Origin of the sequence: Mycoplasma amphoriforme A39 (genome assembly GCA_000723365.1) — a bacterium.
GTDB lineage: Bacteria > Bacillota_I > Bacilli_A > Mycoplasmatales > Mycoplasmoidaceae > Mycoplasmoides > Mycoplasmoides amphoriforme.
This window is the reverse complement of record HG937516.1, coordinates 905,789-931,872: the sequence shown is the minus strand read 5'-3', so window position 1 is coordinate 931,872 and position 26,084 is coordinate 905,789. Positions and strand designations below refer to the sequence as shown.

Annotated in this window: 17 protein-coding genes; 10 read left to right on the top strand and 7 right to left on the bottom strand. The window is 28.2% G+C overall.

From position 1 onward, the window contains the following. Positions 1–8: 8 nt before the first annotated feature. Positions 9–1,811 carry a translation elongation factor 4 gene (gene lepA / locus ABDB96_RS03530; protein ID WP_343251405.1) on the bottom strand — a complete coding sequence of 601 codons (1,803 nt, stop codon included), beginning with the start codon at positions 1,809–1,811 and terminating at the stop codon, positions 9–11. 6 nt (positions 1,812–1,817) lie between these two features. Beyond that, positions 1,818–2,471 carry a diadenylate cyclase CdaM gene (cdaM, locus tag ABDB96_RS03525; protein WP_343251404.1) on the bottom strand — a complete coding sequence of 218 codons (654 nt, stop codon included), beginning with the start codon at positions 2,469–2,471 and terminating at the stop codon, positions 1,818–1,820. Between the two features lie 301 nt (positions 2,472–2,772). Here cdaM and ABDB96_RS03520 point away from each other — a divergent pair, with 301 nt between their 5' ends. The 3 genes from ABDB96_RS03520 (at position 2,773) to ABDB96_RS03510 (ending at position 5,629) form a co-directional block, all read left to right on the top strand. Then, positions 2,773–4,389 (top strand): DUF262 domain-containing protein, encoded by a 1,617-nt coding sequence (locus ABDB96_RS03520; protein WP_343251403.1) that lies wholly within the window; start codon positions 2,773–2,775, stop codon positions 4,387–4,389. Further along, positions 4,347–4,634, top strand: coding sequence for a hypothetical protein (locus ABDB96_RS03515; protein ID WP_343251402.1), 288 nt, complete (start codon positions 4,347–4,349; stop codon positions 4,632–4,634). Before ABDB96_RS03520 ends, ABDB96_RS03515 begins: the two co-directional genes overlap by 43 nt. Before the next feature lie 455 nt (positions 4,635–5,089). Then, positions 5,090–5,629 (top strand): ferritin-like domain-containing protein, encoded by a 540-nt coding sequence (locus ABDB96_RS03510; RefSeq protein WP_343251401.1) that lies wholly within the window; start codon positions 5,090–5,092, stop codon positions 5,627–5,629. 163 nt (positions 5,630–5,792) lie between these two features. Here the strand turns inward: ABDB96_RS03510 and ABDB96_RS03505 are convergent, their stop codons facing one another. Both ABDB96_RS03505 and ABDB96_RS03500 read right to left on the bottom strand, forming a co-directional pair. Continuing rightward, positions 5,793–7,391 (bottom strand): alpha-amylase family glycosyl hydrolase, encoded by a 1,599-nt coding sequence (locus ABDB96_RS03505; protein ID WP_343251400.1) that lies wholly within the window; start codon positions 7,389–7,391, stop codon positions 5,793–5,795. Between the two features lie 246 nt (positions 7,392–7,637). Further along, positions 7,638–8,633, bottom strand: coding sequence for a hypothetical protein (locus ABDB96_RS03500; protein ID WP_343251399.1), 996 nt, complete (start codon positions 8,631–8,633; stop codon positions 7,638–7,640). Between the two features lie 491 nt (positions 8,634–9,124). Between ABDB96_RS03500 and ABDB96_RS03495 the strand changes: the two genes are divergently transcribed. From ABDB96_RS03495 to ABDB96_RS03465, 7 genes are all read left to right on the top strand, one after another. Then, positions 9,125–10,111: a glycosyltransferase family 2 protein gene (locus ABDB96_RS03495; RefSeq protein WP_343251398.1), complete on the top strand. Its 987-nt coding sequence runs from the start codon at positions 9,125–9,127 to the stop codon at positions 10,109–10,111. 20 nt (positions 10,112–10,131) lie between these two features. Further along, positions 10,132–11,556: a transketolase family protein gene (locus ABDB96_RS03490; RefSeq protein WP_343251397.1), complete on the top strand. Its 1,425-nt coding sequence runs from the start codon at positions 10,132–10,134 to the stop codon at positions 11,554–11,556. Between the two features lie 1,254 nt (positions 11,557–12,810). Then, a complete protein-coding gene (locus tag ABDB96_RS03485) occupies positions 12,811–13,839 on the top strand; it encodes an AAA family ATPase (protein ID WP_343251396.1) in 1,029 nt (342 codons plus the stop codon). A 5-nt stretch (positions 13,840–13,844) separates the two neighbouring features. Next, positions 13,845–16,124, top strand: coding sequence for a S8 family peptidase (locus ABDB96_RS03480; protein ID WP_343251395.1), 2,280 nt, complete (start codon positions 13,845–13,847; stop codon positions 16,122–16,124). A 1,645-nt stretch (positions 16,125–17,769) separates the two neighbouring features. Then, positions 17,770–18,102, top strand: a complete 333-nt coding sequence (locus ABDB96_RS03475) for a hypothetical protein (protein WP_343251394.1) — start codon at positions 17,770–17,772, stop codon at positions 18,100–18,102. 50 nt (positions 18,103–18,152) lie between these two features. Next, positions 18,153–19,871, top strand: coding sequence for a site-specific DNA-methyltransferase (locus ABDB96_RS03470; protein WP_343251393.1), 1,719 nt, complete (start codon positions 18,153–18,155; stop codon positions 19,869–19,871). 4 nt (positions 19,872–19,875) lie between these two features. Then, a complete protein-coding gene (locus ABDB96_RS03465; protein ID WP_343251392.1) occupies positions 19,876–22,671 on the top strand; it encodes a DEAD/DEAH box helicase in 2,796 nt (931 codons plus the stop codon). Between the two features lie 167 nt (positions 22,672–22,838). Here ABDB96_RS03465 and ABDB96_RS03460 read toward each other — a convergent pair whose 3' ends face one another. From ABDB96_RS03460 to ABDB96_RS03450, 3 genes are all read right to left on the bottom strand, one after another. Next, the gene (locus tag ABDB96_RS03460) at positions 22,839–24,785 is read right to left on the bottom strand and encodes an ATP-binding protein (RefSeq protein ID WP_343251391.1); all 1,947 of its coding nucleotides are present in this window, start codon (positions 24,783–24,785) and stop codon (positions 22,839–22,841) included. Then, on the bottom strand, positions 24,775–24,975 hold the full coding sequence (locus ABDB96_RS03455) for a hypothetical protein (RefSeq protein ID WP_343251390.1): 201 nt from the start codon (positions 24,973–24,975) through the stop codon (positions 24,775–24,777). The genes ABDB96_RS03460 and ABDB96_RS03455 overlap by 11 nt, the downstream gene beginning before the upstream one ends. A gap of 151 nt (positions 24,976–25,126) precedes the next feature. Beyond that, a complete protein-coding gene (locus tag ABDB96_RS03450; RefSeq protein WP_343251389.1) occupies positions 25,127–26,047 on the bottom strand; it encodes an SIR2 family protein in 921 nt (306 codons plus the stop codon). Positions 26,048–26,084 lie beyond the last annotated feature (37 nt).

The window sequence follows — 26,084 nt, the reverse complement described above, 5'->3', positions numbered from 1 at the left end:
GTTAAAAATTAATTTTCATCCTGCAATAATTTGGAAAAGGTTTCTTGGGGAATTTCCACGTTACCAATCGCCTTCATGCGTTTTTTTCCTTCTTTTTGTTGCTCTAATAACTTTTTCTTGCGGGTCACATCACCACCATAGCATTTAGCTAAAACGTTTTTACGCATTGCCTTAATGGTTTCCCGACTAATGATTTTTGATCCGATTGCAGCTTGAATGGGAATTTCGAACAGGTGTCTGGGAATTAAATCCTTCAGTTTTTCACAAATTTTTTTCGCTTTATTATATGCAAACTCTTGGTGACTAATAAATGATAAGGCATCGATTTTCGTACCATTTAGTAAGATGTCGACTTTAACTAATTTGGATTCTTGATAGCCAATTAATTCGTAATCTAAACTAGCATAACCTTTGGAAATTGATTTTAATTTATCAAAAAAACTATAAATAATTTCCGCTAACGGCATCTGGTAAACAATCCGTTTACGCCCGTTATCAATTTCTTGTAAATCTAAATATTCGCCCCGGAAGTTTTGACATAACTCCATAACAGATCCTAAATATTCGTCTGGTGTGGCAATTTTTACAGCAACAAATGGTTCTAAGATTGCCTTGATTTTACTTCGTTCTGGTAAATTGGCTGGGTTATCAACAGCAATTGTTTCTTGGTTTGTCTGTAAAACTTGGTATTTAACTGAAGGCGCACTGACAATTAGGGGAATGTTGTATTCGCGAACAATGCGTTCGCGGATCACATCCATATGTAATAGTCCTAAAAAACCACAACGGATGCCAAAACCTAAAGCTTGTGATGTTTCATATTCATATTCTAAAGCCGCATCAGATAAAATGATTTTTTCCATGGCATCTTTTAATGATCGATAATCGGCAGTATTAATTGGATACATTCCGGCAAAAACCATCGGGATTACCTTCCGGTAGCCGGGTAAAGGAGAAGCTGCAGGTTGGTTAACGTGGGTAATGGTATCACCAACATTGACATCACGAACCGTTTTAATTGCCGCTACAAACCAGCCAACTTCTCCTGAAATTAAAACGTCGCGTTTGCTTAAAAACGGGATTTTCACCCCAACCTCTAAAACTTCATAAATCGCATTATTGGACATCATTTTAATTTTATCGCCCGGACGTAAGGTGCCATTTTTGATGCGAACAAAACAGACCGCTCCCTTGTATGGATCATAGTAAGAATCAAAAATTAACGCCTGTAATGGTGCATCATCAACCCCGTCTTTTGGTGGGGGAATATAATTAATGATTGCATCAATGACCTGTTGAATATTTAGTCCCGTTTTGGCCGAGATTAAAGGAGCATTGCTACAATCGATCCCAATAATTTCTTCAATTTGTTGCTTGACTTTTTCCACATCAGCACTTGGTAAATCAACTTTATTAATAATTGGCACAATTTCTAAATTATTTTCTAATGCTAAATACACGTTTGATAGGGTTTGGGCTTCCACACCTTGGGAAGCATCAACAACTAACAAAGCCCCTTCACATGCGGCTAGACTTCTTGAAACTTCGTAGGTGAAATCAATATGACCTGGTGTATCAATTAAATGAAACCAGTAGCGTTCGTTTGGTGCTTTATCATAAACTAACTGGACCGCATTGAGTTTAATGGTAATCCCGCGCTCTCGTTCAATTTCCATTGAATCAAGAATTTGGTTTTTCATTTCCCTAGCATCTAGAGTATGGGTAAATTCAATTAAACGGTCTGATAAGGTCGATTTACCATGGTCGATGTGGGCAATAATGCTAAAATTTCGGAAATATTTTTTATCCATTTTTCATTAGTGTTGTTTTTTTAATTTTTTCATTAATTTTAATTTCGGCTTATTTGGAATTGTTAAAACTTTACTAATTTCATCAATTAAACGGTCGGGATTTTGCGACAAACGGCGGATTCTGCCGTTTTGAGCAACACTAATTTTTCCCGTTGTTTCACTAACAACAAAAATTACCGAGTCAGTGCGTTCGCTTAATCCTACTGCCGAACGGTGTCTTGCACCGTAAGAAACATCTAATAATTGGCGGGTCATCGGAAAATAACTGGAAATGGCTACAATGTTTTGGTTCCGAACGATAATGGCTCCATCATGCAAGGCCGAATGCTTGTTGTAAAAAATGGAAATAATAAATTCGGGAGAAAAATCACTCACCACCTTATAACCAATATTAACATACGTCTCTAATGAATCCTTGCGTTCAATAGCAATAATTGATCCGATTTTATCAGTCGATAATTTCACTAATGAACTTGATAAGTTTCCATAAAAATCATACCGGTTCGAATCTTCTTTATTTTTCTTAAAAAACTTTTTAAAAAACTTAAAAATTGAATGGTAGGTTCGGTATTTAGCAATCACAAAAACAACAAACGTAAGGATTGCTAATAAAAAAATGATTAAAAGTGCTATCAAAAGCTTATCAGTTATAGTTAGCATTTGCAAAAGTTGTTTTTAAACTCATAAATTGTAATTAACAATATAGTATATTATTTTTTAAAAATTCTATAAGAATATGATGTGCTGCAATGCTTTGAATAAGAAGTCTTGTTGAATAATCCTTTTGTGGAATGAAAATACAAGCATTTTTTATTTGAAGTATTAACTGGATTTTTAATTATATTAAAATAATCACATTATCTGTTACATAAATAATAATGAAATCAACCTTATTAACTTAAGTTAACATGAATTCTATTGGGGCTTATTTTACATGGATTGCAGTAAGGATTGAAATAAAATGGAAAAAGATGATCATAGTTCGATTAGCCACTGCGAAGGTGTTTACGGATCCATTAGTATAAAAGATGCGGTAAATCATGTTTTTAAAAAGGAGTATCGTTTGCCAAGTTTACAGCGAAATTTTATTTGAAAACACAAACAAATCGAAAACTTATTCAATAGTATTATGTTAGGTTTTCCAATTAATCTTTTTATATTTTGAAAGCCACATCATGACCCTATTGAAGAATTTGGTTCTTATGAATTTTTAACAAATCATAAACCAGATTCTTTTGATAATTTGCACAGTCAGACTAAAATTAATTCCACTATAGATAAACCCACCTTTGTTATTGATGGTCAACAAAGGCTAACAAGTTTGTATTTTGGACTTATGGGCTCCTATAAATTTAATGAATCAAGAAGTAAACAAGAAACTAAGAATAGTGAACATAAATTGTATTTAAACTTAACTCCTTTAATTGATAAAAAAAATATCAACAGTGAATCAAGTTACAGTTTTAAATTTCTTTCACAAAATGAGAAAGAAACATATAAGAAAAACCACAAGAAAGATTACGGAGAAGAATCTCTTTTATTCGAAATTACAGGAATGCTAAAAAATTATAATGATAAAAATGATAAAGAAGAGAAAATAAAACAGTATTTAATAAAAAATAACATTCGTGATAATTCTAAAATTCATCATGTAAAGAGCACTTTAAATCGACTTTTTGATTTGATTTGTGAAAAGAAATTAATTCATTATTATCAAGAACAAGGACAAAATCTCAATAATGTTCTTGAAATGTTTATCCGTATAAATTCTGGTGGAATTCCATTATCTCGATCTGATTTAATTTTTTCAATTATATGTATAAAAGTAGGATCTAAAAATAATGAAGATAAACCATTTGAAGCACGAGAAGAAATTACTAAATTAATAAAAAACATACGTGATAATTTTCAATTTGAAATATCTAAAGAATTTATTTTAAAAACATATTTAGTATTGTTTAGTGATAATATTCGTTTTTTACTAAAAAATTTTAATGACGAAAAAAAATTTGATGAGTTTAAAGCTAATTGAAAAAATGTAAAGCAAAGCATCGAGTTAGTTTTTAGGTTACTTAAACGCCTGAAATTTGATAATAAAACATTTAAAGGTTTAAACGTTCTTATACCAATTATTTACCACATTTATTATTGTCGTGAGAATTATCAAAATATTTTCGACTCATCACTCCCTAGAACAGAAGATGAAAAACGAAATGAAAAAAACATTTTTAAGTATTTGTATATTAGTTTTATTAAAGGAATATTTGGAAAAAATGTAGATGGAATTTTAAAGAGAATTAAAAAAGTTTTTGAAAATATTAAAGACGATAAGTCCAGAATTTTCCCCTTTCCGATTAAAGATATTGTAGATGAATTTAGCGAGGACACAGCAACGAATTATAATTTTGACGATGATACCCTTTGTCATTCAATTGAAAATGCAAAAAAGGATGATCCTAAAACATGATGCTTACTTTATTTATTATATGCAGATAAATATTCATTTGAGGACATTAGGATTGAGAACAAGATCACATGCATCCAAAAAATGATTTTAAAAATTCTGAATGTACTATAGATAAAAGTCTTGAAAATGATATTGATAGTTTGGCTAATTTACAATTATTACGTTCTAAAGATAATCGAAAAAAACACGCAACATCTTTAAAACAATGAGTTGATGAAAATCGCCTGGACAAAAAAGATTTATTTTTAGAAGATGACACTAGTTTAGAACTAAAAGATTTTCAAGTTTTTATTCAAACTAGAAGGAAAAAAATGTTTGAAAAACTTCAGAAAATTATTAAGTCATTTGACAAATAACTTATTTTTGTACATTATGTTTTCTATTTTTTATAAATATCAATTGAAAATATAAGATAATTTTCTTAGCAAAATTGAAAATTTAATTTGTTTTATATGAAATGAATTTTAACTTCTCTTAAGTCTAAAAAATTAATAAATTATAAACTAGTTGTGTTGTAAATATTAATCATTTTTTAAAACAATTCGAAATAATTTTGTGTAAAAATATTCATTGCAAAAAATATAAATCTTAAAAATAAAAAGTTCTATGCCAAAAATAAATTAGTTTTTCAATATGTTTATCTTTGTATATTTGCTATTTTTATCAGGTTTTTTATATTAAAAACTTCAAATTTTTAAGAAATTGTGTAGGCTAAATCAAACATGAATTTGTTATAATAAAATATCAAATTTTTGCATAAACCCATTGATCATAATTGTGGTTTATCTTAATTTATTATAAGGAGCACTTCATGTCTAAGGGTTTAATGAAACTTTCGCCACAAATATGAACACTATTGAATAATCAATATAATCGGGAAATTGCTACATCTGTTTTGTTTCTTGATTATGCATCGAAACTTGATGAATTTGGAATGACGCACTTTAGTAAACTGATGTATATCTGGTCAAGAGAAGAAGTCGAACATTCTTTAAAAATGTTTGATTATTTAAAATCCCGTGATAGTTGGGCTAAATCAAATTCATTAATGCTTCCTAAACCATTAGAGAGTAATGAGCCAAGAACCATCTTAGAGTCAATTACTGAATACCAGCGAACTGTTTCTGATTCTTATTATGAAATAGCTGAGCAAGCTTTACTAGAAAAAGATTTTGCTACTTATAATTTTCTTAAATTTTTCATTGAAGATCAAATCCAAGAAGAAAAGAAGTGCACTGATATTAATGATGCGTTTCGATTATCAAAAGACTATCTACGTGTTGATAAGCGAATCGAAGAAATTTGTAAGGAATACCATGGAGAAGATCACGGTAACCACGGTCACAAATAAATATAACTAAAACAAAAAGATGTTAAATCAAAATGGTTGATTTTAACATATTTTTAAAACAATTTGTTTTGAATATGTAAATTGGAAACCATGCAATAATTTAAAGTGTTTGTTATTCATGCATTTTTTGTTTTTATTAAGAATTATTTAAGCAATTGTTAGATTAACTTTTATAGATCCTTGCCTCGTATGGTTGTAATTTATAATGATCGGTTATTTCATAGTTAGAAAGAATGAGTTTCATTTTTTGATCTTTACCTGTTACGATTGTTTGATTTGTAAAATTAAATTCTAATTGAACTTTCTCATTCCCTTTACTTAACTGCACAATTGCAAATTCATTACTAAAATGGATGATTTTAAACCGGCTATAACTAGTTAATATTTCCATCTTTTTTTGTTTTCTAATGGCAATTAACTTTTTCAAAAAGAAAACTAAACTTTGCTTTGATTGCAAGTCTTTTGCCAGATCTGGATTATTGACATTTTGTCCGGGTTTTGATCAGATTTTTTCAGCAGCACTAAATCCTAAATTTGGTTTTTGATTATCCCAACAAATAATCGAACGGGATAATGCTCTAGCTCCGGTTTTAATTGTTTTCTCAAACTGCATGTGAGTTAATTCGTGTCGTTTTCTTACCCGACCATTGTACTGGTCTTTTAAAGTTAAATCGGGATAATCTTGCCAATTTTCATATTTAGGGTTTAACATTCCAAATTCTTCACCTTGAAAGAAAAAAGGAATGCCTTTATTGGTCATTATAAACATGTACATCATTGTTTGTTGGTAATAATGCCAATGAAGATTACGTTGAAAATATCGTGATATCGCTCTTGGAGTATCATGGTTGGTTCATGAATTAATATATGAACCATCTAGTTCAAAATATTGATAAACTTTTTGTAAATCTTTAAAGACTGGTCGATTTTTAACCAAGGCATATGCTTCATTTTTTCTTCTTCAATCAAGATCATGTAACCCACTATAGAAAAAACCTTCAAGAATTTGATGATGGTAATTAGTAAATTGTTTGGCAATTTCTTTAGTTAATGATCAAGCTTCAGCATAAACATGAACCTGGTTGGGAATAAACACCTTTTGGGCCAATTCGTTCATGTATTGATAATGGTATTTACCATATTTAATTGCAAACGGTGTGATTGTTTTACCAACATGTTCAAATGCATCTAGCCGAAAGTAGGTGACACCTAAATCAATTCAAAACTGAATAACTTCTTGGATATAGGCTCGAACTTTAGGATTATCTCAATTTAAATCAGCTTGATTAATGGCAAATAAATGAAAATAGTATGAATTTGTTTGTTTATTAAATTCCCAGGCACTTTCGCCAAAGTAAGATTGCTGTTTTCCATCTGGTTGATCTGATCAAATAAAAAAATCATACTCAGGATTATTCCGCGATTGTTTCGCTTTTTGAAAAATTATTGAATTAGTCGAAAGATGATTGATCACTAAATCCATCATGACTTCAATTTTTAGTGATTTAGCTTTTTGAATAAATTCTTTGAAATCATTTAAAGTTCCGTAACCTGCATGAATTTCAAAATAATTTTTAACGTCATAACCAGCATCAATCATATCAGCATCATAAATTGGACACAATCAGATTAAATTGATCCCTAAATCTGCTAAATATGGTAATTTTTCAATTAAACCTTGGATGTTGCCTTGTCCAGTTTGTAATCCATCGTAAAATGATTTTAAATAAATTTGATAACCAATGATTTGCTTTGATTGCATCAATATATTCCTTTAAAACGCTAGAATTATCCTTTTTTTAAATCTGATGATCTTCAATCAGTCGTTTATCAATCGTTGTTAATTTTGAATGATTACAATCTAATTTCACAAAATTATAAATTAACCAGTGCGATTATTAAAATTAAAGAATACATCATTCCAAGTATGAAATAAAAAATATACTTCATGAGTATATTTTTCTCCCATTATTTGATTCTGATGCAATTGCTAAATTAACACTTAATATTAAATAACCGAAATATTATTTACTTTTGCTTGATTAATGATGATCGAATTAAAGTGTTTTTGGTAGTTTAAAATTTTAGGTTTAGCCAGTTCGTATAAATCAATTAATTCTTGATTATTTAAATCTAGGATTTGTTTTTCTACTTGTAATAACATTTCACATGCTTTAAGAACAATTGGCTGCTTAAAATCATAGTAAAACAATTCACGAATCAATTCTTTAAATTTTGAATCATTTTCTTTATATGAGTTGATAACGCCATACAAAGGCAATAAATAATAAAGCATGATTCATTCAAAAAAATCAGTTTGGCATTTTTCAATGTCACCTTCCTTGCTATTTTTAGGTAATAAATTAATTCATATTTTGCTTAGCGTATCGTGGAATAAAAAGTGGTCTAAAATGCCAAACAAAACGTTAATTTTATTTTCTTTACTACGAATGCTCAATGAATTTAATTTTACCGATTGTAAGGCAATTTCATATTGTGATTCAAAACTAATTCCCGGATAAGCAAAGGTATGTTGCGATAAGTTTTTGATGATTTTACTAGTAGTTTTTAATGAACCATAAAACCAAAGAACCATGACAAAAGTTTCAATAAAACTAAATTGAACTTCGACAACGTAATTCATTTTTGAACGAGCGAGCATTAATGCTTGGTACAAAGTTTCAAAATTTAAATCTTTACGATTAACTTGCTTTTTTGTTTGTAGTAATTGATTTAATCTATCGTGATCGTTTGTTGCTATTAAATAATTTTTGGTTAGTCTTTCAAATTTTTTAAAAAATTGTTGAGCTATTGTTTTGTTAAAAATTAAATCTTTGGATTTTTCATTAAATAAATTCAAAATGCGGTTTTTTTGTCGATCAAGTTTTTTAGGATCATATGGAATAAATAAATCAATTACCTGCTGACAGTATTTATAAGCAATGTCGTGCATGTCATGTTGGTTTGTAAGTTTTCAATTTTTCAAAATAACTTCTTTTTTCATCGAAATACCTCGGCAAAAATTATCGCGAAAATTTCGGAAATTTTACTATCCTAATATTGACTTAATATTCAATAAAAATTTGCTTTTTAATCGAGATATATTCGGTTTTAAAAACAAAATAAAAAATGTTGACGAAGACATTTGAGTCATCGAATTTTTCATTTACAGGTTATTAATATGTTCAATCTTAATTTTTTTTGTTATGCAATTTACTTTTTTGATTTCTAAATAATTTTTAATACAAATTATTGAAGAGATGAAGAATCAAATCCAATTAACCATTTGCTTTTAAAAATTAGTAATTTTTAGTTAGATTAGGGATAATTTTAAAACTAAATGATTTAAAATTTTGATAGAATAACCTTGACCAAGTTTATGAATCTTTTTAAAAATATCGCTAAATAATTTTGATAATTTCGGATTATTGTTTGCCAATATAATTAAAACAAACAAGGTTCATTTAGTTTCAGTTTGGTTTAATCGTTTTAGTCATGAATGATAACAATATTCGCTCGTATGAACTAGTTTACATTAAAAATCCTCTAGTAAGTATTTTAGTTCCGGTTTTTAATCACCCTAACACTATTTTTCATACGTTACAGTCATGCTTAGAACAAACATATAAAAATTTAGAAATAATTTGTTTGGCAAGTGCGACAAACCAAAAAGTTTTAAACATCTTACATCAGTACGAAAAACAAGACAGTCGAATCCAAGTTTTTGCAAGCGAAAAGATTTTAAGTTACCAACAAGCATCCCAAGATTTGATCACAAAAAGTAATGGTCAGTATTTCATTTTTTTAAGTTCAACAAGTACTTTTTATAAAAATGCCATTAAAAAAATGGTGGAAATGATTGAACAACTCACTGAAGTTATCGTTGTAAGCGAACGACCCTCATTGAAAGATTTTGCTAATTGATCTAAATTGAAACAATTATTTAGTTTCAAACATGCTAATTTTGATCGAATTCCCAAGCAGTTTGTCTTAAATGAAGTTTTTGATTGATCAGCAATGTTAACTTCAAAGAATTTTTATATGTCACTAAATCCAACTTTAGGATCAAATGGTTTTTTTGATTTTGGTTTGTTATTTCGCATGATTACTAATGCCACGCACTTTCGGGCTGGCAAATTTGCTGTCAACAAAAACCAAAAAATCCATCCTGAAAATATGCAACAAATTTTTGAAGAAAAAATTGAATTTTATTTGCACTTAATTAAATCAACAAGCATTTGGTTGTCCCAAATTAATACTTTCAATGTTGACAAGCATGACTTTATTAAATTAAGAATTAACATGATTAAAAACTTGTTTTCAACAATTATCAATTGGTGGTTATTGTTTGATGATCTTACAAAAAAAGCAATTATTAACAAGTTAAAACCGTTATTAGATCATCTTATTTCTACTTATAAAATCGACATTAATACTATGGAAATCGCCAACAAGCGGGCGTTGATCAAGTTTTTTAGTTAAAATAATATAAAATTTCAAGTATGCAAAATTTTTTTAAAAAAAGGCAAAAAACTGTTTTAACTGAAAGTGCTGAGTCGTTAGATTTAATTAATAATTTGCGGTTTTTAGTATTATCTGCTGTTAAAAAAAAGGCAGCATCTAATTTTGCAAAAGCCTTGCAAAGTATGCCGATATTTTATACATTATTTGCCGAACACTTCACCGCCACAAACGACAATGAAAACAGCTATTTAAACGACCATTTAGTTGTTACTAAAGGATATGGTGGAAAAATTTTAGAAACATTGTTGATCGCTAGCAATTTAGTTGATCACAATACATCAAACCTTCCGCTAGCATCTCTTTCTGATTTTAAATTACCAAATTACATTCATAGTTTTGATGAACATCCTCATGGATCGGCTTTGGATTTTGCAGTTGGTTTAGTTTTAAATGATTATTTTTTAAACGAGCATGATGCTAGTGTGTTGACAAATCGACACGTTTATTGTGTGGTGGATCAATCAGATTTAACTGTTGGCAATTTTTATGAATCACTAGCAATTTCAGGAAATTACAATTTAAAAAATTTAATTGTTATTGGTGATTTTTCTGGTGTTGATCAAACTGGATTAGTTACCGATCATTCAATCACTAATCAAAAAAATCACGTTAAATCTCATGGCTGAAATTACTTGGTTGTTGCTGATGGTTCAAACATCTCTCAAATTTCCAAAGCCATTTTAAAAGCGAAAAACAGTTTAAAGCCGACTTTCATTGAAGTTCATACTGTTGCTGGACACGGAAGTTCGTATGCGGGAACTAAATTTGCAATGCAAACAAAACTTACTGATGACGAATACGAAGCAATTTGAAAACGATTTGATTACAAATTAGAAGAAGATTTTTTTCACCCCCAATTAAATAATACTTTAGCCATCCCCATTACAAAAAGATTTCACCAACGACATGAATTTTTTCAAAGTCATTTTGATAAATTAACAAGCCAGAATCAAGAAATAATTAATGATTTTTGTAATATAACATTAAAAAATAAAGAGGAAAATAATGATCCGGCTTTGTGTGTGGAAAATTTTTCGTTAAAAAATGAACTATCAAATAAATCTCGATTAATTGCTTTTCTGCTTTCGCAAGAATATATCGTTGAAGCCGATTTAGATAAAAATCAATTGGTTTTTATAACCAATCGAATCTACAGTTCATTTTTGATGTTACAGGGTTTTCAAATGCTTGGGTTTTTTGATGCTTATTTAGTTGCTGATTATGATCAAATCCAAAAAATCCAAATTAATTATAGTTCTGCTAATAATTTGATAACTAATTTTAATATCTGTTGTTTTGATAGGATTAATGAAAAATACTATTTAACTACTTCTAAGAAAATAAGTGACAAAATTAGTCCAATTATTTTTGAAAAAAAGTGTGAGTCGCAATCAAAGGAATAAATCCTGGCAAATTAATGGTTTAAACATGTATAATTGATAATTCACTACGATAAAAACTTTTTATTAATTCATTATTATGCTTTTAGATTGTCATAAAATCTAATAAGGATTGATATTAATTTTTAATATTCACAATATAACAGAAATTTTTAGATAAAAGGTCTTTACCAAAATCAATTTATTTGAAATTTTCTGATTTATTCATTTCATTTTTTTTATTAGAATGATTAAAACTGATAATTTTTAGTACTTCAAAAAATTTTGTTAATTGAAAAAATGATTTTAGTTGTCTAAAGAAAAATGATTATTTATGGTTACTATCAATAAATAGTCATGAGAATTATTAAATTTAATAGATCCTAAATAATTCTAAACGAATTTAAGTCTCGTTGTAGTAACCCTAACCTAAAAATAACCAATTTTGTTGTTTTAATTTCCGAAAGTCTTGATGAATTTGCTTAATTAATTCTTGTAGTGTTTGTTTCAAGAATCATTAAAGGAACAAAGACAATGTTTTTCGTTTATTTATAAAGTTTTTTGACTGGCCGCGGTATAGTTATTGAATAATAATCAATAGTTGAAAAGTAATAATTTGCCAAATAGAAATTAATTGTATTTAGACTATCCTTAGCATCAACTTTTTGTTCCAATTTATTTCGTTTTCTTTAAGATCTTGTTTTATTTAAAAACTAACGTTATCAATTTTATATCAAACTTACTTAGTTCATAACGTACTAATTTCTGAAATTTATCATTGCTTTTTTAGTTGTGTAATTCAATCATTTTTATAAATCTAAATGTTTAATAATTAACTAATAAATTTATTGTAATTTTTTTTAACTCTAAAATACGATTAAATTATAAGTTAAATTGACATTTGTCTGTTTAATTTGGTTTTTATAATTTTTTTTCAAGAATTACCAACACTAACTCTAAGATTGTTTGTTGTTGATTTGTGAAGTTTTTGACTAATAGTTGAGTAAAAAATCAATTAATGTATGAAAATTTAGCGTCTTACTTTTTTATTTTTTCATCGGTATTTTAACTAGTATAATCAATTAAATACTAATTAGTTTTTGCAATTAAATGAGTTATTTGTGGATAAATTTTTTATAAAACTAAATTAATTTATCTTACTAAAAAATGAAATATGTATAAGTTTTTAATTTTAAAAAAGAAATTGTCCCAAAAATTGGCTTAATTGTCCCAATGTGATAGAATAAGGATAATAGGAATAACTAAGTGGTGAGTAGAGTGAAAAAAGGGAAAGTTATTAATTTGATCAAATATTATGCCGAAAATAATGATTACGGATTTCGAAACGAAGCATATCAGATCGCGAATGAATTTGATCAAACTGGTGATTATCAGTTAGCCGAATACATTATGGCACTTCTTTCTAGTGCTAATACTTTTGTACCTCAAATGAATGAAACGGATACAACGTTTATTAGAAAAATAGAAACAAATGAGGAATCATTACTACTTCCTAGAAAAATAAGATCTGATATTGATGGAATAATTAATGCAGTAAAACGCCGTTTTGAAATAAATAAGTTTTTGTTTCAAGGGCATCCTGGAACAGGAAAAACCGAAACTGTCAAATACATGGCTCATGTTTTAAAAAGAGACCTTTTTGTTGTAGATTTTGCATACCTTATAGATAGTAAATTAGGTCAAACTGGAAAAAATATAGTTGAACTTTTTAAAGAAATAAATAACTTAATTTCACCCGAAAAAGCCGTAATTTTATTCGATGAAATTGATGCATTAACATTAAATAGAACTGACTCAAAAGATCTTAGAGAAATGGGTAGAGCAACTACTTTATTATTAAAAGAATTAGACGGGCTAAATGATAAAATTTTGCTAATTGCAACTACTAATTTATATAGTCATTTTGATAAAGCATTAATTCGCCGCTTTGATGCCATTATAGATTTTAATCGATATTCACACGATGATCTTATTAATATTGCTGAATTTTTTTTAAATCATTATTTGGCTAAGTTTAAAATCTCTAATAAAAATTTATCCTTATTTAAGAAAATCATTTTTTTAGTTAAAAATTTACCTTACCCTGGAGATTTAAAAAACCTTATAAAAACCTCATTAGCATTTAGTAATGCCAACAATAGTTATTTAAAAAAAATATATTCATCATTTTTTGAATTCGATATTCCAGATTTAAAAACTTTACAAAAACAAGGTTTTACTCTAAGGGAAATTGAAATTTTAACTGGCATTTCTAAAAGCCAGGTATCAAGAGAGTTAAAAAGGTAATTTTTGTGAATGAAATATTATTACTGAAGGGTAAATTCGAACAAAAAGACTGGTCTAGTCACTTTGGACCTTCTAACATTCCTAAAAATAAGTTTGTTACCGCTGAACACTTAATTAATTTGAAAAATGATTTATGTAGTGTCTATCAATTTTGAGAAGAAGAAAAATTATCAATCAATCCTCTTATTAGTTTGTATTATATCGATATAATCGCAAAAAGCAATCGTGTTAAAGCTATTTTAGATAATGATATTAAAAAGAATAATGATTCGATAGTTGGTGCAAAGTTTGCTCAGGGTAATCGTCAAAAACACATTATTACTCATTGTGTAAAAAAAGATGTAATTTTAGATGCAATAAATAATTTAGATAAAGTTATTTCTATTGTTGCTACATATTTTAATAAATCAATCACGTATGACGATTTAGATAAAATTAATTCAAACAATTATTCACATCTTCTTAAAAAGAAAGATATTTCTAAAAAGCGATTTGTTAACACAATTGTGGATGCATATTATTTAGAAAAATTTGGAATCGAACAAGATCATAATGATCTTGAAGAAAATGCAATTATAAGTATCTACGACACAAAAACAAAGACAGTTGATATTATGAAGCAACTGGGGATTAATTTTTTAAATTTTAACTCTAAAAGTATTAATGAAACCACATTTTTCTTAAATGTTGATCAATATCGTTTATTGAAAAGTAAAGCCCCATATCTTATTGCAATGTCTTTGTCTGATTTGCAACCTTTAAAAAAAGAAAATATCGATAAGACTGGAGAAAAGGACGTAATAGATAGTGATATGTCTATACCTGATCCAGGAAACGAACCAACGATCGGAGTTATCGATACAATGTTTGATCAAAGGGTATATTTTTCTAAATGAGTTGAATTTAAAAATATGCTTCATAGCGAAATTGAAATATCACTTGAAGATTATCATCACGGAACCATGGTCACCTCGCTTATTGTTGATGGACCTCGCATAAATAACGATAATGATCTTTTAAATGATGGGTGTGGTTTTTTTAAAGTTCGACATTTTGGGGTGTGCAAGCATAGAGCTTTTAGTTTGTTTACTGTTATTAAATTAATTAAAGAAATCATTGAAAATAATCGTGATATTAAAGTATGAAATTTATCACTAGGATTAATGCTTGAAATTAATTCAAATTTCATTTCTCCATTAGCGGATTTTTTAGACAAAATCCAATACGAGAACGATATTATTTTTGTAATATCAGGCACAAATAAACCAGAAAATTCAAAAATTACAAAGATTGGATCACCTGCTGATTCTATTAACTCAATAGTGGTGAATTCTGTTAATTTTAATGGTACGCCAGCCAGTTATAGTAGACAAGGTCCTGTGTTATCTTTTTTCAATAAACCAGATATAAGTTATTATGGCGGTGAAGCTGATGGCAAAAAAATAAAAGCTTTCTCGCCATACGGAATAAAAGAAATTATGGGAACTTCTTTTGCTGCCCCATGAATTGCTAGAAAAGTAGCATACCTGATACACGTAGTAAACTTGCCAAGAGAATTAGCAAAAGCATTAATTGTGGACTCGGCAACTGGTTGACATAATCAATTGCAAAACCCAAGATTAGTAGGTCATGGTGTAGTAAAAACTAAAATTAATCAAATTCTTTCAACTGAAGAAGATGAGATTAAGTTTATGATTAGTGGGATATCTGAAAAATTTGATACTTATAACTATAATCTGCACGTTCCAGTCGAAAAGCAAAAACACCCATTTGTTTCTAAAGCGACGTTATGTTATTTTCCTAAGTGCTCTAGAAATCAAGGCATTGACTATACAAATATTGAAATGGACATTCAGTTTGGAAGAGTAGAAAACACCGCTAAAGGCGGTGTTAAAATTGTGACAATTAATGACAACATTCAGTACAATGACCTTAATTTACCAATGCCTGAAAAAACTGCTCGAAGGTTATACCGAAAGTGAGACAATATTAAACATATTCGAGAAAATATTGAAACCAAGAACGGAAATAAAAGAAAAGCAAAATCAAAAAAGCAAGAGGGTATGTGAGGTATAAGCATTAAAACAAATGAGCGATTAAATTTAAAAGAAAGTAATAATTTAAAATTTGGACTAGTAATTACTTTGAAGGAAATAAATGGTGTTAATCGAATTCAAGAATTTATTCAACAATGCTCGGCTAAGGGTTGAATTGTTAATAAAATAAATGTAGAAAATCAAATTGACATTTACAACAAAGCACAAGAAGAACTTAAATTTGAATAAATTTTAATAATCAATTATTACGAAATTCATGATTAAAAAGTCAGTTTGAAAAAGGTTTTAAAAAATTTTAATAGAAAGATATGTACCGAGAAAATTCTTTTTTCCAATTAATGATTTAATTAATTTTAAATTTAATCAAATCTTTTTATCTACACAGAATGAAAAAATGCATTCTAAAATTACTGATGGTCTATATGCAAAGCTAAGAAGGTGAAATTTTTAATTTTCTTGTCTAAAATATTAAATAGCAATTAAAAAAATACAATTGATCCTGCAACTTTAGATGGTGTTTGCTTATGCAAGCACTAAATTAAGTATGTTGAAATATTTTTACTCGAGATTAATAAAAAACAGCATTGATATCGTGATAAAAAACTTTACTTAGATATATCACTTCTTCTCACTGGATAATTTTCTATTTATAGAAACTAGCAAGTTAAAACTGAGCAATTAAATTGCTGAAAAAAACTTAAATAACAAACATGTTGTAAATTAGTTTTATTTGTAGAAATTATCGATGATGCTAAATTTGCACTTTTTAATTTACTTTTAAATTCAATAAACTTTTCAAACAATAAAAAAATGATAACGCGTAAATTTTTATAATTTTCAAGTAAGAATTAAAAATTACTCTTTAGAAGATCTTCAAAAAGTCAATATCTCAAAGTTCTTGTTAGCGAGATTTATTAACTTGTTCTTGTTAAAGTACTTTTTAGTCAATTCGACTATCAAGATGCTCTTTTTTTTTAAAACTAAACTAATTTCATCTGAAATTTATAAATTTATAGAAAAATTTCCTTTTGGTTCACAATTTTCATGTTTACCAAAAAAACAGAGGTAACGCAAAGTAAATAAAATTAAGTAAACAATTAAAATTGATCCAACTATAAATTTTACTTTGAATAAGTTTGTACTAGCTGTACAGAATGATTTTATTTTAATACTAAAAAGCATCATTTTTCTATTCATCAAAGTGATTTATGCACATTTATTTGATTCTTTTAAAAATTACAAATTATTTAATTTTGCAATAATTCGTTGATAAACTTGATTGTTTCATTGAATTAATTCCTATAAATGAAAATAATCAAGTTTTTATCAAGGTAAGTCTGTAATTTAGTTTTTAATTAAAGCGTTAAAGTTCCTGTTTGAGATTGTTTAAGGACTTTTGATAATAAAGGCGTTTTTATAAAGAAAAAAAACTCAACTAATTCTTTTGATAATTTAAACAATATTTTTTCTAAGTGTTATCTTATTTTGTCTTAAAAAGTTTTGAATCCAGTTTTTATTTTGGTTTACTAATCACTCAGTTATGTAGTTAGATTTAGCAAAAAATATACATTCATTTTAGTTGAATAACAAGTTTTTCAAAAATAGAAATTTTATTTATCTCTTAATGTAATTTTTAATTCATAAATATCTTCAACAAACATTTATAAAATTAAAGGATATACAGTAATAGATTTTGTTTTAAATTTATATATTTGTTTAATTTGTTAATTTGTAAAAAGTTTCAATTTAATGCGGATGTCATTTTATGTCATATATAAACATATAGTAAAAATAGAAAATAAGATATTTTTAATTTTTTTAAATTATAATTAACTTAATTTTTAAAAAAATTAATTAGAAAAGAAGGTAAATTTTGGCCGTACTGGATGATTTAATTAATAAAATAACAGATTTAGAACTTAGAAAACTCATTAAAAATGAAGTTGAAAAATTAAACAAGCAAAAAAAGTTTGGTTTAGTTTACGAAGATCATCTTCCAGAATTTACAATTCTTTATGATTCACCAATTAACATTGGTTCTAAAGTTACTTTTAGAGATCAAAAAATTAATAATATTTATGTGGTTACAAATATTAAAGATAAGACAGCAAAAATCTTCGATTTAAAAGTTGGAAAAGAACTTGAATCACCAATTGACAATTTAGTTATAGTCGCTGAATTTGGTGAGCCGATTTACCTTATCTAAAACCCATAGATACGATTAGTACTGCTCCAGATAGTAATTTGTGACATGTCTTGATTGAATCTGAAAATTATCATGCTTTACAACTTTTAGAATACTTGTATGCAAGACAAGTCGATTGTATTTATATTGATCCTCCTTATAACACTGGTGCTAGAGACTGGAAGTATAATAATGATTATGTTGATAGTTCTGATTCTTACCGGCATAGCAAATGGTTGTCAATGATGGAGAAACGCTTAAAGTTAGCAAAAAAACTCTTAAATCCTGATAATTCGGTGCTGATTTGTACGATTGATGAAAAGGAATATTTACACCTTGGTTGTTTGTTAGAACAATTGTTTCCAGAGGCTAATATTCAGATGATTTCAAGCATTATTTTTCAAGCTGGAGCATCTAGAGAAAAATCCTTTTCTCGAACGAATGAATATCTTTTTTTTGTTCAATTTGGTCATTCATCTGTGCAAAAATTACCACTTTCTAACGAATGAAAATTTGGTAAAAGTAATAAATCAAAAAAAAGTATTAATTGAGCACTTTTGCGCAGAGGTGGTACTAGTGATTTGCGCACTGAAGTACCCTCTCTTTTTTACCCCATTATTTTTGATAAAACTGGTAAAAAAATTAAAGGAGTTGGCGATCCTTTACCAAAGAATTTGCATCCTAAAGCTGCTTTAGAAATTGTTAATGATGAGATACATTTATGACCATTTAAGCAAAATAATACAGAAGGAAGATGACAAATATCTCCTAGTAAATTTCTTTATAAATGAAAAAATGGTTTTGTGAAGGTAGGCAAAAAGACTGATACAACAATCACTATCTATTATTTAAAAGAAGCTGAAGAAAATAAAGTTAAAAATGGCCTTGTTACTATTGTTGATCGTGAAAAAATTAATGGGACAATAATTACCGATGATTCTTCATACGAACATTCATTTATTCCAGGATCACAATGAAATATTGAATCACACAATGCATCAATCCATGGTTCGTCGTTATTAAATAAGATTTTTCCAGTCAAACGTTTTAGCTTTCCCAAATCACTATATGCTGTTTATGATGCTTTAAGATTTTTTGTTGCCAATAAGTCTAACGCCCTTATCCTTGATTTCTTTGCAGGTAGTGGTACCACCCTTCACGCCGTTAATCTTTTAAACGCTAACGATCATGGTAACCGGCGTTGCATTCTGATTACCAATAATGAAGTCTCAGAATCAGAAAGTAAAGAACTTAAGGCAAAAGGGTATTCTCCAGGAGATGATGAGTGAGAAAAATTGGGCATTGCTCATTATGTCACATGACCACGCACTGTTTGCTCAATTTTAGGCAAAGATATTAACGACAAACCCTTGGGGGGGGGGTATTTAAATTCTAATCTTAGCTTAGCAGACGGCTTTAAAACTAATGCAGTCTTTTTTAAACTTAGTTTTTTAGATAAAGATAATGTTGCATTAGGCCGTCAGTTTAAAGAATTGTTACCACTTTTATGAATGAAGGCGGGTTGTATTTCACCTTGCCCTGTTTTAGATTTACCATCCCTGCCTGAAATGTTAATTTATCCCGAAAATAACTTTGCTGTTTTAATTAATGAATATGCTTATTTAGAATTTAAAAACAAACTCGAAAAATTAAAATCAATCGAATACGCTTTTATTGTAACTAACTCTAGAGATGGTTATCGGGAGATGGCTAATGATTTAAAAATACCCAAAAAATACCAATTGTATCGCGATTACTTAGATAATTTTCGGATCAATAAATGGAGTTAAAACAATGAAAACAGCACTATTTGCATTTCAAGAAAAAGCCTTGAAAAATTTGTTAAGTGAAACGGATAAAGCGATTAAGTTATACAGAAATAGTCATAAATCACAAGTTATTTCCTTTAGTGCTCCAACTGGAGCAGGAAAAACGATTATTATGACCGCTTTTATCGAAAGCATTTTATTTGGTTGTGAACAATATTTTGAACAACCCGATGCTATTTTTGTGTGACTTTCAGATACACCTGAACTTAATGAACAATCAAAACTTAAAATTAACTCGAAATCTGATAAAATCGATCTGAATCAATGTCGCGTTATTTCTGGGGAAAATTTTGATCAAGAATTTTTAGATGACGGGCAAATTTATTTTTTAAATACGCAGAAAATCGGTAGAGACAAAAATTTAACAAAAAAAGGCGACCGCCGTGAATACACAATTTGGGAAACATTAAAAAATACGATTCGTGAAAAAAGCAATCGTTTGTATTTCATCATTGATGAAGCCCACCGGGGCACGCAAGGACGGGAAGCAAAACAAGCAACAACAATTATGCAAAAATTTATTAAAGGAAGTGATTTTGATGATTTAAGCCCGATGCCTGTTGTTGTCGGAATTTCAGCCACCCCAGAACGTTTTAATAGTTTGGTTGAAACCGTTGGTTCCGATATTCATAAGGTTAGTGTTTCCCCATCAGAAGTTAAATCTTCTGGGCTACTTAAAGATCGGATCATTGTTTCTTATTCAGAAGAAGCATCAACAAATAAAGCCATGGCTGTTTTACAAGCCGCAGCGGATGATTGAAAAAACAAATGGGATGGTTGAAAAGAATATTGTTACAAACAAAAGCTCGATAACATTAATCCAATTTTCATTGTGCAAGTAGAAGATGGGACAGATAAAGAAATAACCTCAACTCCTCTTGATGAATCTTTAAGAATTATTTCAGAACGTACTGGTTATAAGTTCACTGAAGGCGAAGTCGTTCATACTTTTGCTCAAACCAATAGTTCGATAATCGTTAATAATTTAAAGGTACCTTTCGAAGAACCCAGTCACATTCAAGATACCGAAAAAATTAAAATTGTTTTTTTTAAAAAGAACCTTTCAACCGGATGGGATTGCCCTAGGGCCGAAACAATGATGAGCTTTCGCAAGGCTGAAGATGCAACTTATGTGGCCCAACTTTTAGGCCGGATGGTTCGTACCCCAATGCAAATGCACATTCAAACTAATGATAGTTTAAATGATGTGCGTTTGTTTTTGCCGTTCTTCAAGCAAGAAACAGTTGAAGCGGTTGTTCAAAAGTTACAGGCAACTGATCAAGGTAATATTCCCGTTGATTTTTCAAATGAATCGATTGAAAATAAGCAAATTGAGACTTGAAGTGTCGTCTCTAAATCAAAAAACAATCATCTTTCAAATCATTCAAATCAAAAATCAACAAATGTTTTTTCGCATCTAAGTAATAAACCTGATAATTTGGAAGATAACCATGAATACAATTTAAAACAATCACAAAATCTCATTAATTCTTCTAATGAAACCATTCTTGATTTTATTGACCCAATGGTACGATTTGATCATCAAAATCAGCGAATCAATGAAAGATTAAAAGCAAACGCAAATGAAATCAATCGCAGAAGAATTGTCGAAAAAATTAACAATAGCGGTTTATTAACTTATAAAGTAAATAAGGATATTACAAATAATAGTTATTTAAAATCGATGTTTAGTTTATTGCATTTTTTATATCGAAGTGGACTTAATTTAGAGGTTGAACATCATACACGTCAAAAAATAGATGCGATGATTGATAATTATATTAACGATCTTAAAAGCAAAAATGAATATGAAAAAGCCGCCAAAAAAGTTAAAGATTTTAAATTATCAAGTATTATTTTTGATGCTTTTGGAACAAAAATTACAACGAGTGATCATCCGAACATTTCTTTCTTTAGCACTGATATTGATATTGATCGGCAGTTTAAGCGTGCTGAAATTAAGTTTCTTGGAGACGAAGGAATTGGCCAAAGGCATCTTGATCGGTTTAATAATGAAAGTGATAATGCTCTGATTGATTTAAAGATTGATGTGATTCTTTTTGCTTCTGATCATAATTGTATAGATCAGTTAGAAGCATATGCTAAACAAACTTTTCACCAATTATGTGATCAATACCGGCGTGAAGTTATTAAATTATCAGAATCACTCCATAATCAATATGATAAAATTATTTCAGATTCTAGCGATCAAGTTAGTCCCCGCAATTTTCGTTTGCCTGAAAGCATTGATATGAAAGTGGATAATGATGGTAAAAAGTATGAAAACCACCTGTTTATCAATCAAAACATTGGTTATGCCAAAATTAAACTAAACGAATGGGAAAGTGAACTTTTGGATGAAGAAATGAAACGTGATGATTTTGTTTGCTGGTTTCGAAACCAGTCACGTGCTCATTATGCTTTATGCATTCCTTACGAAATTGATGGTGAAACCAAAGCAACTTATCCTGATTTTTTAATTATTAGAAGAGATTTACAAAATCCTGAGGAATTTATTATCGATATTTTAGAACCACACAATCCTCATTTTATTGACAATCTTGGTAAAGCCCAAGCATTTGCGAAATATGCTGAAGAAAATAAACAAATTGGGCGAATCCAATTAATTAAAAAAGACGGTAGTAACTCACGCTTTAAAAGGTTAGATCTAGCAAAAAGTGTAACTAGAGAAAAGGTGTTAAAAGCCAGAGACCATCGTGATTTACTAGACATTTTTAAATCTGATGGGCAATATGAATAATGAACAATCTTTTAACATTGTAAATTTTGTTCACGAAATCATTGATAATATATACAACTATTAATTAACTTTAATTACCAAATTTAACTTAATTAATATAGTTTCAGATAATTTTAGGTTATTAATGAATGATTGAAATGATACTTAGAATTGTTCTTGAAAAAATATTATTTATTTTCATTAGTTCACAATCTTACTAAATCGGCATTTTCACTATTTGGTGATTTTTCTTTGGATAATTTATCGACTTGAATAACTAAAGGCATTTCAAAGCTAGTACCGGTGATGATACATTGTCCTGGAGCAAGGGTGGGAATTTGACTTTTAGAAAGATAATCGAGCGAATTGATCGTGTTAGCAATCATTCTTAAATCTTGTTCATTAACCAGCCGGTGAATAAAGTAATTATGTAATTGGGAAATGATTGTGGGCGAAATATCATTTGGTCTTTGGGTAGCAATCGTCATAAAAAAGCCAAATTTTCGTCCTTCTTTGATAATTTCTTCAAATACTTCTAATCGATAGTCCTTTCATAACGCATCTTCTCTTACTGATTGTTCTGATAAAACATTATGTGCTTCATCGATGACTAAATGAATCGTGGATGTGATTTGATCTTCTTTAGATTTTTGTTTATGGTCATGATACAGTTGCTTTGTTAATAAAAGGGCCAGCATTTTTTTAGTTTGTGTATTGTAATTTTTTAAAGAGATCACATTTAGTAATTTTCATGTTTTTGAATATTCTTCTTTTTTTACTAACTTAATTGTTTTTTCAATAAAATCTGATTTTTCTTCCATTCTTGCTATTAGGGGTTGGATGTGTTGAATCTCATATTCACCGTGAGATAAAACATCAACCAAATGGGAGTAAACAGTAATTTTTATTTTTTGTGTTAACTTTAGATTATTGATTTGCTTTTTAATATATTCTGAAGATAAAATTTTTTTGAAATCATCCTGGAAATTATTAAGTTTTTCTGTGAAATCAGAATTATCCACATAGATTTTATTATTACTATTAAAATATTTTGTGAAAATTATTTTATATTTTGAATTATATTGAGCATTTTCAATTATAGCTTTAATGTTTTGATAGTTTGCCTTACTGGCGTTAGCATTATTGTTTGGAATGCATTTTTCAAAATTTATACATTTTAGGCATTCTCGAAAATACCTTAACATATGCTTATTTCCTTTTGAACTAAAAACATCGCGAAAATTTAAAGATAAATTTTCGATTATTTTATTACTTGTAATGTCATCATTAGGCGTTTTTTCATCTTGATTAAGAAATTTTTTAACAGCATTTTTTAAAAAAGGACGTTGTGTTTTTTCAGTTGCTGAGTATAAAATTGCAAGGGTTTCAATGCTTCAAAAAACTTCAGATGATAAGAATAATTGATCATTCGATTTTTTGTTGCCTTGATTGCATAAATTTAAACATTTCTTGTTATTGCTATTGTAAATAACATTTGGTTCGATATATTCACCATTAAAATCAATAATAAAAAACTTACTCTTATTTTTAAAATTAGGTTTTATTTCTTTTTTGTTTTGACAATCCAACAATTCGCTATAAATTTTTGTTAAAGTATTCGACTTGCCACTACCTGTATTTCCGAAAATTCCAAGATGCGTGTTGAATAAGTTATCCCACCTTAATTCGATTGGTATCTCATTTGATAAACTTTTTCCAATTGGAATCTTGTGCTTCGAGTTTATTGAATCCTTATGCAAAATTTCTTTGATTTCTTCTTCGGTTAACAATACTACTTCATTAAAAATCATTGGAAACTTTTTAATGCCAAATTTAAATTCTCTTTTGTAAAAATTTCCTATTACACTTACTAGAAGACGTTTTTCAAATCTATCTTTTAAAAATTCTTGATTTAATGGTTCTTTTTTTGTATCTTCTAAAAACTGCTTTTCTACTCTTGCTACTATTTTATAAGCGCCTTTGATTATTCCTAGGTAATTACCAATCGAAACGCCACTATATATCATGCCATCGTAGTAAAAAGATTCTAAATTTGAATGTTCATTCATGAGTATTGTTATTTTTGTACCATCAATCGATATAACATTACCAATAACATACTTATTATTCATCATGAGCATCCAATAACGATAGTAAATAAGTAAAATTTCCTTTTAATGCTTCGTTACGATTATTTTTTTCGTTAGAAAATTCTGGCAAGAAACTGATGTTTTTGTATTGATTTTCATTAAATAATTTTTTAAATTTTTTTTGATCATCTTTATCAAAACAAATTAAAAAAACATGTAGTGTGGGGTTTAGCAACGAGCGTTTAAAAATTTCACGAATATGTTCATCAGCAAAAGAAAATGCAAATACAATTAAAATAGTATTTTGTTTTTCTAATTCATAACTAAATGATCTTATTGATTGGTAATAATGTTGTTCAGCTATAGTTTTTCAAAATTTGTGTTTGTTAGGATCGATTATTAATAATTCTGAATATTTTTTTTCAAAATTGTTCTAAATTTTTATCATTTTCAACATTATCTTTTAATTTATTTTCGATTAGTTCTGATAATGAAGAAATTAACTCGAGTACATTTTTATTCTTATTCTTTTTTGATAATAATTCAGTTATTTCTTTTTTTACATTTTCTAAATCTTTGAAAAGATTATTAAGAATTATTATTATTTCTTCAATTTTTTGATTTTTTTCACTAACCATAATCTCTGAAACATCTGATTCAATATTTCATAATTCCCATGAAATAGAACCATGTAATTTAAAGAGATTAACTATTGGTATTTCGCGCTTATAGTTGTCGTTGTAACCACTATGAGTTAAATTTAAATAAAAATTTTTATTGCTGAGATATTTTTTGAAAACACTTCGGGAACCATCGTTAAAATAAATTAAGGGATTTTTTAACAAAAAGTCGTCAAAAGTTTTTTCAAAAAGTAAATCATAATTTGTAGTAAATACATTTATCCTTTTAGGTCTTTCGTTTCCTTCCCTTTCTAAATATTCGTAAAATCATGAAATTAATTTTTTGTAGTTTTTAATAGTTTCATTATATTCGCAATTATTAAATTCAGAAGAATTAATTAATGTCATTGGTTGAATTCAATTTATAAAATACACAAGATACATAAAAATTATTCTTCTTCTGGAATTTTTTATCTCTTTTAGATCATCGATATCATCTATTTTTTTTAAGAATGTTGCCTCTACGTAATTGAAAACTTCTTCAAAAGAAAAAGAATTAATTTTTAAAGTGTTATATAAAGGCAAACTTGCACCAGAACCTATTAAAAAGTTAATATTTTTTCCACTTATTTTTTCATATATTGAATTTTCTTGATTAGAATTTTTGTCTGTTTTTCTATACTTCATCTTTTTTAATGCAACTTTTACCTAGGCTAATTTATAA